At 63.8% G+C, this 15336-nt stretch carries 12 protein-coding genes; 8 read left to right on the forward strand and 4 right to left on the reverse strand.

The window, feature by feature from the left end; genetic code table 11:
- Positions 1 to 232: 232 nt before the first annotated feature.
- Together VN461_06845 and VN461_06850 are read left to right on the forward strand one after the other, a co-directional pair.
- Entirely contained in the window at positions 233 to 1417 is a 1185-nt protein-coding gene (locus tag VN461_06845; GenBank protein HXB54484.1) for a BtaA family protein, read from the forward strand.
- Positions 1410 to 2030, forward strand: coding sequence for a class I SAM-dependent methyltransferase (locus tag VN461_06850; protein HXB54485.1), 621 nt, complete (start codon positions 1410 to 1412; stop codon positions 2028 to 2030). Before VN461_06845 ends, VN461_06850 begins: the two co-directional genes overlap by 8 nt.
- 37 nt (positions 2031 to 2067) lie before the next feature.
- Here the strand turns inward: VN461_06850 and VN461_06855 are convergent, their stop codons facing one another.
- Entirely contained in the window at positions 2068 to 2634 is a 567-nt protein-coding gene (locus VN461_06855) for a hypothetical protein (GenBank protein ID HXB54486.1), read from the reverse strand.
- 500 nt (positions 2635 to 3134) lie between these two features.
- A complete protein-coding gene (locus VN461_06860) occupies positions 3135 to 3788 on the reverse strand; it encodes an FHA domain-containing protein (GenBank protein HXB54487.1) in 654 nt (217 codons plus the stop codon).
- A gap of 255 nt (positions 3789 to 4043) precedes the next feature.
- Between VN461_06860 and VN461_06865 the strand changes: the two genes are divergently transcribed.
- From VN461_06865 to VN461_06880, 4 genes are all read left to right on the forward strand, one after another.
- Entirely contained in the window at positions 4044 to 4463 is a 420-nt protein-coding gene (locus tag VN461_06865) for a hypothetical protein (GenBank protein ID HXB54488.1), read from the forward strand.
- 494 nt (positions 4464 to 4957) lie between these two features.
- Positions 4958 to 7576, forward strand: a complete 2619-nt coding sequence (locus VN461_06870; GenBank protein HXB54489.1) for a tetratricopeptide repeat protein — start codon at positions 4958 to 4960, stop codon at positions 7574 to 7576.
- 17 nt (positions 7577 to 7593) lie between these two features.
- Positions 7594 to 7992, forward strand: coding sequence for a hypothetical protein (locus tag VN461_06875; protein ID HXB54490.1), 399 nt, complete (start codon positions 7594 to 7596; stop codon positions 7990 to 7992).
- A 230-nt stretch (positions 7993 to 8222) separates the two neighbouring features.
- Positions 8223 to 8594, forward strand: coding sequence for a hypothetical protein (locus VN461_06880; GenBank protein ID HXB54491.1), 372 nt, complete (start codon positions 8223 to 8225; stop codon positions 8592 to 8594).
- Between the two features lie 124 nt (positions 8595 to 8718).
- Here VN461_06880 and VN461_06885 read toward each other — a convergent pair whose 3' ends face one another.
- Entirely contained in the window at positions 8719 to 9525 is an 807-nt protein-coding gene (locus VN461_06885) for an alpha/beta hydrolase (GenBank protein HXB54492.1), read from the reverse strand.
- An 859-nt stretch (positions 9526 to 10384) separates the two neighbouring features.
- On the opposite strand from VN461_06885, the gene VN461_06890 reads away from it, so the two are divergent.
- Entirely contained in the window at positions 10385 to 11329 is a 945-nt protein-coding gene (locus VN461_06890) for a helix-turn-helix domain-containing GNAT family N-acetyltransferase (protein HXB54493.1), read from the forward strand.
- A gap of 1487 nt (positions 11330 to 12816) precedes the next feature.
- Here the strand turns inward: VN461_06890 and VN461_06895 are convergent.
- The gene (locus VN461_06895; GenBank protein ID HXB54494.1) at positions 12817 to 13572 is read right to left on the reverse strand and encodes an FHA domain-containing protein; all 756 of its coding nucleotides are present in this window, start codon (positions 13570 to 13572) and stop codon (positions 12817 to 12819) included.
- Positions 13573 to 14103: 531 nt separating this feature from the next.
- Here VN461_06895 and VN461_06900 point away from each other — a divergent pair.
- Positions 14104 to 14226: a hypothetical protein gene (locus tag VN461_06900; protein HXB54495.1), complete on the forward strand. Its 123-nt coding sequence runs from the start codon at positions 14104 to 14106 to the stop codon at positions 14224 to 14226.
- Positions 14227 to 15336: the final 1110 nt, after the last annotated feature.

Raw genomic sequence — 15336 nt, forward strand, 5'->3', positions numbered from 1 at the left:
ACCGGGAAGACGGGATGATCAAGCCATGACGATCTCGTGACGACGCGCCCCGCTGGTGACTTTGGAAGGCAAGGCGGGGTCGGTCGCGTGCACTGCTCGCAGGGCACGAGGCCAGAGGTCGCGATTCTGCGCCGTCTCTACTCGAGCAGCCTTCCCCTGGTCCCGTCACCCAGACGTCATTCCGGCGGTGCGCCGGCGTCATGAAGGCGGGGTAGCCTTGTCAAGGATGGGGGTGTCTCAGCGGCGCATGCCCGACCTGCAGAGCGGAACCTGGCTCGGATGGAGGGTATTCGAGGCCGTCTCCCGCAACAGCTTGATCTACAACCAATGCTGGGAAGACCCGGCGGTGGACCGCCAAGCGTTGACCCTGACCCCCGCCGATCGTGTCCTGGTCATCACGAGCGCCGGCTGCAATGCCCTCGACTATGCCCTCCTGGGAGCGCGGGTTCTGGCCGTGGATCAGAACCCTCGCCAGAACTACCTGCTAGAGCTGAAACGAGCGGGGATTCGAGCCCTTGACTTCGAATCGTTCTTTGCCCTCTTCGGGCAGGGCGGCTGCGGCCGCGCCCGCCAGATCTACTCCGCTCTTCGCCCGGCCCTCTCCGAGCCGGCGCGTGGTTTCTGGGACCGCGAGGTACGGCTGTTCGAGCCGGCGCGCGCGCGGGGCCAGAGCTTCTATTACGGTGGTACCTCCGGCTTGGTCGCGCTTGCCGTCCAGTGGTACGTCGAGCACGTGGCCAAGGTCTGGGAAATCGTGGAGCGGATATTGGCCGCGGCAACGATCGAACACCAGGTCGGCATCTACAGGAGTGAGCTGCGCCATCGACTGTTCGGCGCGCACCTGCTCCGCTTGCTGGGAAGCTCGACCGTGCTCGCCCTCCTGGGGGTGCCGGCTCCCCAGCGCCGGATGGTCCACGCCGGCTCCGGCGGCTTTGCCGGATTCATCCACAGCTGCCTCGACCATGTGATGTCGGTCTCGCTGTTGCGCCAGAACTACTTCTATAGCGTGTACCTAAACGGCCGCTACACGCGCGAGAGCTGCCCGGAGTACCTGAAGGAAGCGAACTTCGCGCGGCTCAAGGCCGGTCTCGTGGATCGCATCGAGACGTTCACGGGCACAGTCACCCAATGCCTCGCCCGCCAAGAGGAGCCGGTGACGGCGTTCGTCCTCTTGGATCACATGGACTGGATGGCTCCCCAGCCGCGGCTCCTCGAAGAGGAGTGGGCGCGGATTTTCGCCATTGCTGCTCCCGGGGCGCGGGTCATCTTCCGCAGCGGCGGCCCCGACGCCCGCTTCCTGCCGGCTTCCATACTCCGGCGGCTGGCCTTCGCGCGCGAGCGGGCGGCGGCTTTGCACCGCCAGGACCGGGTGGGCACCTACGGATCGTTCCACATCGCGAGCTTCGCCAATGTCTGACGCGTCCACCTTGGACCGGCTCGGGCTGGAGGCGCTCGATCGCTTCTATCGGCGCCAGGCCGGGATCTACGACTGGACGCGGCCGTTCATCCTGTTCGGACGGCGCGAAATCGTGGCCGGCTTGGCGGCGGGTCCGGGGAACCGCGCCCTCGACGTGGGCTGCGGCACGGGCTGGAACCTGGGCTCCCTGGCTCGCACGGGAGCGGAGGTCGTGGGGATCGAGTGCTCGCCGGCCATGCTCCAACGAGCGGGACAGCGGGTCGCGCGCCTTGGTAGGAAGTTCCGCGTGAGTCTCGACCCACGACCCTACGGCACACGCGCCGACTATCGGGATCAGGCCGACCGCATCCTCTTCTCTTACTCACTGAGCATGATGCCGCCGTACCTGGAGATTCTTGCCAACGCACGCGCTGACCTGCGGGCGGGCGGGCGGATTGGGGTAGTGGACTTCCTGGACGCGTTGCCTCCCGTGGCCCAAGCGCTCGCGCGCAGCCACGTGGCCCTGGGCCGGGAGCGGCTAGACGAACTCCGCCGGCTCTTCCCGAACCATTTCCTCAAGATCTGCGGTACCGGGCTTTGGCGCTACTTCCTTTTCTGGGGTGAGGCCGGCTAGACCTACCCTCAGGCGCCCCGCCTAGCTGCCTGGCCGGTTAGTAGCATCTCTGCATGACCCGCGCGGTGATCTGCGACGGGGCAGGTGGGTTCTCGCCCAGGCCAAGAGTGTGCAACATCTCGTGGATGACGAAAGCATCGGCGTCCGATGCATTCCGCCCCGCCCGGTCGGCGAAATGAGACACGCAGACGTACACGATCCGGCCTCCCGGCGTGGTGGCTCCGAGAATCGTCCCTGCCGAGCAGAGGTTTTGGCTGGACCCGTCATAGAAGAGCAAACGGCCGAGATAAACCTGGGCCGTCTCGCCAAGCGTGTCGAGGGAGGCCTGGAGCGGCTTGCCGGAGGCGTCGACGAAGTCTGAAAGCACCTTCTGGCATGAGGTGGCGGCCAGGCGCCGGCTCGCATCAAGAACAGCCCGCTCGACCGCCCCGCGAGCGAGGCCGCGAATGCGAACGTTGGCCCCGTGGCGGCCCGCGGCCGTTGCTTCCGCCGGGTATCGCCTGAGGGACGAGCCCTCCCTGGGGTCGGAGCCGTGGGTCGAAGATGGGGCCAGAGCCATGAAGACCGCGGCGAGCAGGCTCGAAGCGATGGACCCCGGGTACATGGTCGACTCCTTCTCCTGAAACGGCGCGGCCAGGCCCGCCGGGCGATGGCTTCATGCGCCATCCTTAACATCGGAGCGGGCGACGGGAAAGTCCTAGGAGATGTCTAGCGAGTTTCTAGGGTTTTCGTGGCCGGGCATGGATTCGCCAGAAGCTAGGGTTTTTCTAGGTGCCCGGCATGCCGGAACAAATTCAGAGATGGGTTCGTCCCTTCGGTTGGTCGGGGAGCGTGAAGAGGCGCGGTCGTGCCTCATGTTGGTGTAGACCTGACCGGGGGGTCCCATGGACCGGCAAACAAGGGAATACCTGAGGGGCTTCGAGCGGGCCGCGTTGCTTGTTCAACGCGTACTGAGCGACCCGCCGTCCTACAAGAACGCCGAGAGCTACGTCGAGGATGTAGCCGATCTCCATGTCCGGGCGAATGACCTACTGCGGCGTGGGATTGCCGTGGGGTGTCTGTCCGCGTTGGGAAGGTAGTAAGGCGCTCGGATGATCGGGGGCCTCATTGATCGAGCGTCTCAGGGAAGGACGATGTCCGGGAGACGCGGAAGGTGAAGGCCACTGAGCCTAGACGGAATTCGTCTCCATCCGCTAGGCGCGTCGGACTTGCGAGCCGCTCTCCCAGGGTGAAGGTCCCGTTGCGGCTTCCCAGGTCCTCGAGGATCGCCTGCCCATCCGAGATCCGCAGGCGGGCGTGGCGGCGGGAGACACCCGCCGCGTCGAGGGGCACGATCGAGTTAGGGTGACGGCCGAGGAGGTACTCGCCCTCCGCTAGGGCCACCAACCCTCCCTCCCACGCCAGGCGATAGACAAAGGGACGGTCGGCCTCCGGAAAGGCTGCGGGTCCGAGCTCGCCTGCTTCGCCGCAGAACGCGTAGCCAAACCCATGGACGGTGCGAACGAACAGCGGGTTTCGCGCCCTGTCCCCGACCGCGGTGCGGAGCTCGGCGACCAAGTTGGGGAGATTGGCCTCCAGCACGTGGGTATCGGGCCAGAGACGCTTCTGGAGCTCCGCCTTGGCTACCACCCGGGGCCGCTGCTCCAAGAGCGCCTGGAGCAGCTCAAACACTTTGGGCGTCAGGTGGACCGGCTGGCCCGCCCGCCGGAGCTGCCGCGTCTCTGTGTCCAGCAAGCAATCGCCGAAGAGGAGCCGCACCTTTAATGCCCTCCTGGGTACGGCATGAGAAGCCCAGGCTCCCTTTCTCTGGCCCGAGTGGCGTCTTGATTATCGCGCGGACGGCTCGGGTTTCGAAGGTGGGGGAGTGCGGGCGCGGGCCCGACCCGGAAAGGAGTGGGCGCCGCCGGCAGGTCTAGGGTTTCCCTAGGAGTTCGGTCCGGCGTCGAACAAAGCCTTTCCAGCCACGTTCTTCACAATACGCCGTCCACGATGCGGGCGGTCAAGGAGGGTGTGATGGCGAAATGGGTCCTCAAGGGTCTAGGGGCGGCAAGCCTGTTGGCCGTGCTCGCGGTGTTTTCCATGCCCGTCGAAGCTGCCGAGATGGCTTACAAGATCCCGTTCGGCTTCACCGTCTACGGCGCTGAGCTTCCACCGGGGACATACACCGTGTCCACGAGGGGAAGTGCGCTCCTCGTTCAGGGCTTCAACCACGGCGCGGTGGTCCTGACCATCCGCCTCGAGTCCGGGAAAGATGCGGGGGCGAGGCTTGTCTTTTCCAAGTACGGCGACCAATACGTGCTCCGGCAAGCCTGGATCGGCGAAAGCGTCGGGCGCGAGCTCCCGCGGCCTCGCTTGGAGCGCGAGCTCGCTGAGGCGACGCAAAAAGGAGCGACGGCCACTGCGGTGGAGAGGGTCGTCATCCCGGCCCTGTAGGGGTCGGGCCAAGGCGTCGCAGGGCCGGCAACCCGAGGACAGTGTTCTTCGGGTTGCCGGCCATCGCTTCACCGAGCGCCGTTTCGTCGGCGGTCTCCACGGGCACTAAGAACCGCTCCAACCGGGGCCGACCCCCGCCATGGCGATGGACAGCCCGACGCCTCCGCTGCCCGTTCCTTGCGGAATAGATACTCTGCGTGAAGCTCCGAGAGCAGGGCTTGCAGCTCCTCGCGGGCTCGCCCGAGAGAGGTCCGCGGAGTCCGATCCGGGATTACTTTGGAGCTCCTCCGCGTGTTGACTTCGTCGTGCTGTAGAATCATCCGAGCAAGACACGGACGCTGTAGGGAGATGGGCAACGTCGAGGCGAGCGGGGGGCCTGTGCGCCGCGCGGGCCGACGGCGCGACGTGTCCGCAGAGGAGACCGCCGGGCAGATCTTGACGGGCCTGCTCCAGCGGCGTAGCTTGAGAATCCGTCCGTCGACAGGAAAAGCGACATGCCGGAGGAAGGCCGCCGTTTCGGCCGCTACCAGATCGCCGAGACGCTGGGAGCGGGCGGGATGGGTGACGTCTACCGCGCCCGAGACCTGCAGCTTGGGCGTGACGTGGCGGTCAAGTTCCTGCCTGATCGCTTCGCGCTCGATGTCGCACGCCTCGCGCGGTTCGACCGCGAGGCGCGGGCCGCTTCCTCCCTGAACCATCCGAACATCGTCACCGTCCACGAGGTAGGCGAACTCGACGGCGTGCCTTACATCGTGATGGAGCGGGTGGAAGGCCGGACGCTGCGGGAACTCCTGACCGACCGGCCCATGGCCCTGCGGATGGCCCTCGACATCGCTGCGCAGACTGCCGATGGGCTCGCCAAGGCTCACGGCGCGGGCATCGTTCACCGTGATCTGAAGCCCGACAACGTCATGGTCAACGCCGACGGCTTCGTCAAGATACTGGACTTCGGCCTCGCGAAGCTGAGCCACGACTCAAGCGTCGGTGATGCGTCCTCCGCATCAACAACAACCGGAACCGACCCCGTCGTGCACGATCCAGATACGAAGGCAGGAGGAATTCTAGGCACGGTCGGCTACATGTCCCCGGAGCAGGCGGCGGGCCGGGAAGCGGACTTCCGGTCGGATCAGTTCTCCCTAGGCGTCATCCTTTACGAGATGCTGACCGGGCGGCGGGCATTCCAGCGAGCTAGCCATCCCCAGACCTTGACCGCGATCATCGAGAGCGAGCCGGAGCCGGTGGAGAAGTACAACCCTGGCGTTCCCGCCCCCGTGCGCTGGATCCTCGAGCGTTGCCTGGCCAAGAAACCTGAGGATCGCTACGCCTCAACCCTGGACTTGGCCCGGGAACTTCTGGTGGTCCGCGAACACCTGGCCGAAAGCCTGCAGATCTCCACCCCCTGGGCGCGGAGCCCTCGGTTCCGCGGGCGAAAGTTGGCCGTCGCGCTCGGGGCCGCGGCGGTCGTCGCCGTGGGGGTCATCTTCCTTTCGCGCTCGCTGCTGCCCCCGACTCCGGCGCGTAGTCCCGACGCAAAGAGACCCGTGGTGGCCATCCTTCCCCTCGCGAATGTGAGCAGCGATCCGTCTCTCGACTATCTCGGTGTCGGCATCGCGGACCTCCTTATCACCCACTTGGCCTCCCTGCCTGGGCTCACCGTCGTCTCGCGGTCGGCGACACTTCCTTACCAGGGGCAGCTACAGGTCACAAAGAAAATCGCCGCTGAACTCGGGGCCGCCCTTCTGATCAACGGGGCCGTGCATCGGTCGGATAGCAAGCTCTTGGTCACGGTAAACCTCGTTCGCCCCGATGACTCGGTCGCTTGGGGCGGGGACTACGAGGCGAAAATGGAGGACCTCTTCTTGCTGCAGCGCCGCCTGGCCGAAGGCCTGAGCGCGGCATTGCAGGTGACCTTGACCGCCGCCGACCGAGAGCGGCTGGCCCGGGCGCCCACCACCGACGTGAACGCCTTCGCGGACTATTCCCGGGCTCGCGCCCTCCTCGAACGCCCCGATGTCAAGGGGAACGTTGCCGGGGCCATCGAGGCCTTCCAGGCGGCGATCCAAAAAGACCCGAAGTTCGCTTTGGCTCACGCCGGTCTCGGCGAAGCCTATTGGGCCCTTTACCAGGAGACTAAGGATGCAGGAGCTCCGTCGCGGGCAACGGATTCAATCACGGAGGCGCTGCGCCTCGACCCCGGCCAGCCACGAACACGCTTTGCGCTCGCCCTCGTGTACAAGGGCACCGGACGCACCGACCCGGCGGTCGAGGAGCTCCAACGGGTGCTGACGCTGCAGCCGAGCGACGACGATGCCCACCGGCTGCTTGGGGACATCCTCTCCGACCGGGGACGCCCGGACGAAGCCATCAAGGAGTTCCAGAAAGCCATTCAGCTGCGGCCCAAATACTGGCCAAACCACAGCCACCTCGGGGGCGTTTATTTCCGCACTGGCCGGTTCATGGAGGCCGCGGCCGCGTATCGTCACATCACCGAACTGCAGCCGGACAACTCCCGGGGGTTTCAAATGCTCGGCGCCGCCTATCAGGCTATGGGAGATAAGCGTCAGGCCATCGAGAACTACCAGATGGCACTGGCGCTGGGGCCCGATGCCCGGGCCTACTCTAACCTCGGGAGTGTCTACTACAGCGAGAAGAAGTACGCGGACGCTGCCCGGGCCTATGAGGAGGCGGCCAAGCTCGAACCCTCGCCCGTCAAATACCGGAACTTGGGTGACGCGTACGATCGCATGGGGCAACACGAGAAAGCCAGCGATTCATACCGCAAAGCAGTCGCTCTTTGCGGGGATCAGCTCAGGGTCAACCCCAAGGATGCGGAGGTCCTGGGCATGCTGGCCATCTCCGAAGCCAAGCTGGCCCGGCGGGCGGAGGCAAGTCGGCACGCGGCCGAGGCTGTCAGCCTACGACCGAGCGACGCCGGCCTTCTTTACCGCCAGGCGGTGGTCCACGCCCTCGCCGGAGAGCAGAGAGAAGCACTGGCCGCGCTCGAGCAGGCCCTGGGCCGAGGCTACAGCGTTGCCCTCGCCCGCGACGATGACGACCTAGTCTCACTCCAGGCCCTGTCCCAGTTCCAGAAACTCATGAAGGGGTCCCGCTGAAAGAAAGGAAGGACCTGATGCGTCGATTGAGAGTAGTGGTACTGAGCCTAGTCCTCGCTAGCGTCGGCGCGAGCTGTTACAAGTTCATCGGTTTTCCTAGCTACGGGAAACCGATTGTCATTGCCGTTGTCATCCAGACCGAGAAGGGCAACTGCATTACGCACACGTCTCCAGAGTGGCAACCCGTCAGGCGCGGTGAGACGTTCAAATGGCATATCGTCGCCGAGGACACATGCGCGAAACCCCCTGATGTGACGTTCCAATTCGAGAAGTCCGACGCAGTGAAAGTCACGGACATCAAAGACAATCCGCGTCAGAAACAGGGCGAAGCCATTGGTGTGTGTGGTCGTTACAAGTACAAGGTTCTCATCAAGAACAAGGTCGTCGAGGATCCAGAAATCGAAATCTGGCCCTGAGCGAAAGGGGAGAAAGATCCGACCCAGGGATTGCGCCTGTCGACTGCAGGTGGGACTGTCCCCGGATACGAAGCTTAATCGGGGCGTCCGAGCCGGGAGCTCAGCGTCGATTCCTGGTTCATAATGCGCAAAGGCGAATCCAAGCTGACGATTAGGAAGCTCAGGCCTCCCAGTGGCCCAAACGAACCCTGGTGGTGGCGTAGGCGAGTAAAGTAGCTTAGGAGGCCGTCATGACGCGTACTATTCTGCTTGCGGCAATTTTGGTTTCGGGGATGGTTGGGGCGGAGGAGCGGACCACTAGCCACGAAACCAACTACAGGATCGCTTCGACTCGATGCTCGGTGAGCAAGCGCTGCTGGCCAGATCGCGCGGAAGCTCCTTGCGGCCAAGCCGACAAGCTGAAGGGTCTGTCCGGAGGTCAAGCAAAGACAGGCCTCTACCAGAATGATTTGGATCAATGCCTCAGCGCAGCGGAGAAGGCCGACTGTTCGAAAATCCAAATTGATCTGATTCGCTTCATGAACGACAATGCGAACGCAGCCTGTCATGGGTATTCCGACTACTCTCACCAGCGCGGTCGGTACGCACCCGAGAAAAAGTAGGGAGTATTCGGCGGTACGGGTTTCTAAGGCCAACTGATCGCGGGGAGGCCGGCGCCACAAACGGTCCCGACCGCGCATCCCCGCCCGCGGGACCGCTCGAGAGAGCGGGGAGTGGCCGTTCAACTTATTTCTGAAGGTCCCGCAGTATGCCGGTCAGCAACTCGTTGAACCGCGCCGGAGCCTCGAGCATCGGGTAGTGCCCGACGCCCTTGATAAAGACCGCCTGGAAAGCCGGAAGAACCTTGCGGTTGGCATCGATGTTGGTGGGATTCAAGTCACTGTTTATGGCACGAACGGGCACCTTCATCTCACCGAGGGCCGGCTGGGGGTCGTAAGTCAGGACGGCCCGAATGGACGGAATGGCGACCTCAGGAGGAACGGATAAAGCTCCCGCGAGCATTCGCTCCTTCACGGCGGGGGGCGTGCCGGGGGCAAATAAGCGCTGATTCATGAACTGCGTGGTCGTGCCCTTGTAGTCGGCCTCGAGCATCTGGATCATGCCCGCAACCTGCTCTGGCGGCACCCGCTCGCTGACGTTCTGGAGGGTGTCTACCGGCACGATACCCACGACACGGCCAGGCATGAAACGGGCCGCCTCCAGGCTCACCGGTCCGCCCATGGAGCTCCCGATGAGCACCACCTGCTTGAGCCCCAGCTTCTCGACCACCGCCTTCACGTCTTCGCCGAAGGCGGGCATGGACCAATCCTTGCGACCTCGGCCGGACTCGCCGTGTCCGGCCAAGTCGAGAGTGACGACGCGGTGCCGCTTCGCGAAGACAGGGACCTGGTTGTCCCAAAGGTGTTGGTCGCAGCTCCAGCAGTGGACGAACACGAGGGCGGGCTCGCCCTTGCCTTGGTCCGTAAAGTGAATCGGGACGCCGTCGGCGGAGCTCACCACGCCGGCCGCGAGAACGAGAGCGTTCAAGAGCATATGAGCCTCCTTGGAGAACATCCATCTTAGCAAGGGTCTGGGGGTTGAAGGCCATTCAACGCGACGCAAAGGCTCCTGCTGCCCCCGCCCTCCCGGTGCTGCTCTTGGAGACGGGTGACTCGGACCCCTGCATCCCACAATAGGGGAGCAGCGACCAAACAGCGAATTGCAAGCGAGGCCGCCATCAGACGGCCGCAGGTCGCGCAGCCGCGTCCTAAGAGGTGTGACGAGGTGTTCCTGCCCGGCGAGCGTGTGGCCGTATGCAACCGCCTCCTGGCTCGTCCTGATCAGCGTTGCAACGACCGGCCCCCAAGACAACCCTGAGCAGGCGGCTGCTCAGGAGAGGGCACACGAGGCGGAGCGGGCCAAGCCCGCCCTCAAGCGGGCTCCGCCTAGACGTGGACAAACACGTCGAGCAGCTTCTCGCGGGCCCCTGACAAGGCGGCTAAGAGAAAACGGACCAGACCGCTACTTCCTTTACCGGGTTCGAAGCGCGGGCGGCGTCAGCTACTGGCTCCGAGAAGACCGTATATCCGACGCCCTGCGTCTCAATAGCCCGGCGCTTCGCCGATTGAGCTCGCTGCGACCTTTCCGGACCTCGACAGCGCCACAAAGGGGTAGCGTCGCATGGAGCATACCTTCGAGACGCCGCGGCCGACGGTGTCCGCGTCGCCCCCACCGCCGTGGGTGACGATACCTTGCCGACCACGCAAGGATTGAGTTGGAAAATCTCCTGGCACGGGCAGCGACTGGGACGAGCCCAAATCCCGAGACTAGCAACTGACCACGCTCGGATACAGTCGGCTGCCCCGCTTGAACACTTGACAGGAGCAGCTATATACATGACAGTGGCAGATAGATGAGGAAGAAGAAGATGGCCCAGACGGAGCTCGATCACAAAGTAGACGCCATGCGCCGTTTCAACCGCTTCTACACGAAGCAAATCGGTGTCCTGCGCGAGGAACTTCTTAAGAGCCCCTTCTCCTTGACGGAGGGTCGGGTTCTGTATGAGCTGGCGCATCGCGAAAAAGCCGTGGCGACCGCACTCAGCGACGAGCTGAGCCTGGACTCGGGTTACTTGAGTCGGATCCTGCGCGCCTTCAAGAACCGCGGCCTCATCGCCAAAGAGAGGTCGACGGCCGACGGTCGCCAAAGCGTCTTGTCGCTGACAAACAAAGGACAGGAGTCGTTTACTGTGCTCAATACCGCCGCCCGCGAGGAAGTCCGGGCGATGTTGAGCGCTTTGCAACCGAGGGCCCAGAGCCGGTTGATCGAAGCCATGGAGGCCATCCAGGAGCTGCTCGGGGCCCGCCCCGACCAGAGATCGCCGTTTCTACTGCGGCCCCACCAGGCCGGCGACATGGGATGGGTCGTCCACCGTCATGGCGTCCTCTACGCCCAGGAATACGGATGGGACGAGCAATTCGAGGCGCTCGTAGCGAGCATCGTGGCCAAGTTCATTCAAAACTACAACGCGAAGCGGGAACGCTGCTGGATTGCGGAGAAGGACGGAGAGCCTGTGGGCTCTGTGTTTCTGGTCAGCCGGTCGAAGAGAGTCGCGCAGCTGCGCCTTCTGCTCGTGGAGCCGAGGGCGCGGGGGCTGGGCATCGGCGAACGGTTGGTGTTCGAATGCCTGCGTTTTGCCCGCCAAGTCGGCTACCGGAGAATGATGCTGTGGACTAACGCCGGCCTTGACGGCGCCCGGCATATTTACGCGAAAGCGGGCTTTCGACTCGTCGAGGAGAACCGGCACCACAGCTTTGGCCACGATCTGACCGGGCAGACCTGGGAGCTGACGCTGTGAGCTCTAGAGCGTCGGAGGCCCTAACGGCGGCGCTAGATTCCAAAATGCCGAAGTACGGTACGGGCGGCAACGGATACGATGGCCCAATGCATACGGCAATGACAACGACTTTCTTGCGATGGCCTCGTTGAGGCCACATTGTTACGCCAGCAAGAAGGGACAGGACTATTGCGATGCCGGTAACCAACCCCCCTACCCAATCGGGATGGTAGCCGTCCACACGGACCTCCTTATGGAATCTAGCTGTCGTAGATGATACCTCGGAGCGCTTGACGGAACGCGAGCATCGGCAAGCCGTTGCGACCGAGCAGAGGCGGCCCTCTGGTCTAGGGCAGCCCGGATTTCGGTGACGAGGTTGGTGAGGCTCCCTTCCCCCGCATTGGCTGCGGGCCACAGTCGTTGCAACAGCTCAGTCCTGGCCACCACGGTAGGGCGGGCCCCGATCGGATCTCCAAGAGTTTGAAGGCTCTTGGCGACAGGTGAACGGGCTGCCCGCGGCGCTGCACCAGACGAGCTGTTGACCGCTTACTTTCCGAACCTGATTTCCACTCTGATGCCTAAAAAGTGTCAATTGCTGAGAACTTCCTTATGACATGCGCCCGAGTGATGTCTATCTTTACTCCAAGTTGATGATCGTGCTTCGGCACGACCCCGCGGGCCGGGCTGCCTCGGTTGCCGCGTCCTTAGCAACAAACGCTGTCGCCGATCTCGTCCCCTGGGAGGAGCCCGCTGGGGTGCTTTTTTGGAGGAGCGACGTTGCGGCACCCGCGCGCCCTTTCCCCGTCCCGGCGGTGGGGTCTGTAGGCCAGCGAACCAGAACTCGCACGCTACAGAACCATCGCTGATCCGAGGATGAACTCGCCGTGGTTTGGGGACTAGAGAGAGCTAGACAGCCCCGTGTCAACCTTTGGTAGCCGCGCTTCACTCTGGGAAGCGCGGCGCCGGAAGAGATGAAACAATGGCCGTCCTCGAACCCACCGATACCTTGCGTTGCATCAGGTGCCGCAATCTCACGGGGGTCGCCAACCTGGACGTCACACCCGGAGGCTTCCTGATCTGCAGCACCTGCGCGAGACGGCGCCGGATCCCGTCGGAATCAAGTGGCACCGTCGTGTTCATCGGCCCTGACCGGGAGGAGCGCAGCATGGCGCCTCTTCGAGGCGGGCCGCCTGCGGACGAAGGTGGTCCTCAGGGGACTGGGCACGGCCCATAGCCACCAATCAGCCGGTTGTACTTGTCAGCGAGCGCGCGCCGTCCCTGCTGCAACCGGCTCGGGCGAGCCCCAATTGCCGAGAGCGCTCAGAGGGTGTTTTCGGTGGCGAAGGGCCAACCCTAGCCAGCGGGGCAACGGGTGCCATCAGCGCGGATGGCGACGACGGAGAGAACGCGGTGCGGGTTGCACCCAGCTTGGCTCCGCGGAAGGCCCGGCGGGGGGGGCCGCTTGCTCCAGGCCGCAGGGACTGCGCCGGAGCCTGGCATCGCGGAGCTTAGTGTTTTGGATCCAGCAAGCCAGTCACTGAACGCTTCTTCCCGCACTCGAGGGCAACCTCTTTTTGGGGCGTGTTCCGGTCGTCACGGCGTCGACCCAATTGCCTGGCAGCGGTGAGATCAAGGTCATCCGTGGGATCCCAAAGAGCTGGAACTCGAAACGTGAGCGGCAGCGAGCCCAGGATTATGGTGTCGCCATCCCGAAGAGTCACTGGCCCTTCGACTCTTCCGCCGCTGACAAATGTTCCATTCCTGCTGCCCAAGTCTGTAAGGATGGCTCTGCGGCCGAGGATCCCGATCCGGGCGTGCTTTCTGGAGACACTCGAGGAATCAATGGGAACGACTGAGTCTGGATGCCGCCCGACTAGGTGGTCGCCTTCCCGCAGTGTTACACGACCTTCGTTGTAGACCAGCCAACAGAAAGCCTCCCCGTCGGCGCTCGGGACCTCCGAGGCGACCTCCGCTTTGAACCCATATCCGTATCCGTGGACTGTTCGGACACAGCGGGGTTCTTTCGGGCAGTCTCCCAGGGCAGCTCGGATTTCGGCGATGAGGTTGACGAGGTTGGCCTCGGCCACTGAGGTTGTGGGCCACAGTCGCTTCAGTAGCTCGGCCTTGGGCACCACGCGCGGGCGGGCCGCGAGCAGGATCTCCAAAAGTTTGAAGGCCCTTGGCGAGACGTGAAAAGGTTGCCCGCTCCGATGCAGCACGCGAGCGTCGGTGTCAATCGCGCACTCCCCGAACCTAATCTCCATTAATTTCCACCTCGGGACCCTAGAAAGGTGCAAATTTCGTGCACATTCCTTATGACTTGCTCCAAGGAATGTCTATTTTGGTGATCAGTTTGGCACTGGTGCTTTGGAAGGCATGGATAAACGGGACAGGCGGGGCCATAGACGGGGTGGCAGAAATGCTCAAGCGATGGGTCGCCATTCCACATCGTGACCAGGGCTCGGGCGAGCGGGAACTCCTAGATATGACGCTACTTTTCGGGACTCGTGCGCTCTCACCACCACCGCATCGCACGTTCCGCCCAGGCTCGGTGAAATCGCGCTGGCGCGCCCTCTAGAGAGCGGATCTGCTCTGGGGGAGTGGGGGACCCATCCTGTCGAGCCCTTGCACGCGCCCGGTGTGGACAGCGTAGCGACGGAGGGGTGCGCTCTTCCACGAAGTGGTATCCAGCTTCCCAACCGGGCACAGGAGGACTCTGGTGCTTGCTCCGCTCAAGCCGCACAAACCGCATTTCGTCCTCCTCTCGGTTCGGTGCGTTTCTCACGGGAGGCGACGTGACCAATGGCCACGTCACATACCGCCAGAATGGCGTGGGCTATACGAACTCAACTGTTCCCAACTACCCCCTCTTCGTGAACACCTCGCTCAACGACACAGGCGCGACCCTCATGAAGTAGTTGCCGATGCTGGCCCATGTCGCGAGAACGTGGATGACCCAGCGGGTGACCATAAGGGACAAGCGAGTGAACCGTCCTCACTGATGGGGGTACCGATGCAATCACCTGGCTCTGCCGGGTATCGCCTCCTGCGACATGCGATTACCGTCCTTTCAACAGGCCTCCTGTTCCTCGTCTCAGCTAGTCATACGGCTGCTCAACAGGGCTGCATAGCACCCCAGTCGACAGGGGGGGCGTGCACTCCCGGGTGTGCTGCGGTTGATTGGCGGGACGGTTCCTCCGTGGACGTCCAACTGTCCTCGATTCCCACCGCGTGCGCCAATATTCGCATAAAGGCCTGGGGCGGCGGGGGGTACGCTTACGGCAGCTCTCCATCTGGAACGTGTAACGAAGCCAAGGGGGGAGGGGGAGGGTACGTTGACTTGCAGTTCCAGCTAACCGACGCCCTTCGTAGCACCTACTCTGCACTGAGGCTGGCAGCTGCCACGCAGGGCTTCTTTGGCGACGGCTCTACGGTACATTGGATAAGCGCTTACTGGGGCCCAATCATCGTCGAGGCCGGCGGGGGGGGGAGGCCGGGTGTGTCGCGGGCGACCATAGCGGGCCGATTGGGCAGTCGAATGGAGGCGGGGGGGGAGGGAAGACCGGCGAAGATAGCGGTGGGTGGGGTGGCGGAGGGACGGGGGGAAGCAGTACGGCCGCAGGGACTGGGGGCTCTGCGGGCAACCAGCCGGTTGTGGGAATAGCTTGGGCAGGGAGCTCTGGGTCGGGTCCATCTGGCTCGGCTTGGCCCCCGTGCACCGGTGGGTATGTCGCTGGTGGTGGAGGGGGCGGTAATCCAGGAACGTACTACAACGGTCTGGGAGACTACGGTTATGGCGGTAACGGCTATTACGGCGGCGGCGGCGGCGGCCTGGAGCGCGTCCAACCCGACGCGTCGGGAAACCAAGTCTATGGAGGAGGGGCGGGAGGGGGCGGCGGTAGCTTCGTGGCAGATGGTTGCGTTCTCGGCACAACGCAGGTCGGCACTCCCAGGATGCTCTCGGCAACTTCGGACCAGCCTGGCAAGATGAATGATCGGGATCGCTTCCGCAACTCGGACCCCTCGCA

The organism is Vicinamibacteria bacterium, assembly GCA_035570235.1.
GTDB lineage: Bacteria > Acidobacteriota > Vicinamibacteria > Fen-336 > Fen-336 > DATMML01.

Bases quoted from the DNA above. Each gene is read 5' to 3' on its own strand.
- VN461_06850 (HXB54485.1), top strand. From the start codon at position 1,410: ATGTCTGACGCGTCCACCTTGGACCGGCTCGGGCTGGAGGCGCTCGAT.
- VN461_06865 (HXB54488.1), top strand. From the start codon at position 4,044: ATGGCGAAATGGGTCCTCAAGGGTCTAGGGGCGGCAAGCCTGTTGGCC.
- VN461_06895 (HXB54494.1), bottom strand. From the start codon at position 13,572: ATGGAGATTAGGTTCGGGGAGTGCGCGATTGACACCGACGCTCGCGTG.
- VN461_06885 (HXB54492.1), bottom strand. From the start codon at position 9,525: ATGCTCTTGAACGCTCTCGTTCTCGCGGCCGGCGTGGTGAGCTCCGCC.
- VN461_06880 (HXB54491.1), top strand. From the start codon at position 8,223: ATGACGCGTACTATTCTGCTTGCGGCAATTTTGGTTTCGGGGATGGTT.
- VN461_06870 (HXB54489.1), top strand. From the start codon at position 4,958: ATGCCGGAGGAAGGCCGCCGTTTCGGCCGCTACCAGATCGCCGAGACG.
- VN461_06855 (HXB54486.1), bottom strand. From the start codon at position 2,634: ATGTACCCGGGGTCCATCGCTTCGAGCCTGCTCGCCGCGGTCTTCATG.
- VN461_06890 (HXB54493.1), top strand. From the start codon at position 10,385: ATGAGGAAGAAGAAGATGGCCCAGACGGAGCTCGATCACAAAGTAGAC.
- VN461_06875 (HXB54490.1), top strand. From the start codon at position 7,594: ATGCGTCGATTGAGAGTAGTGGTACTGAGCCTAGTCCTCGCTAGCGTC.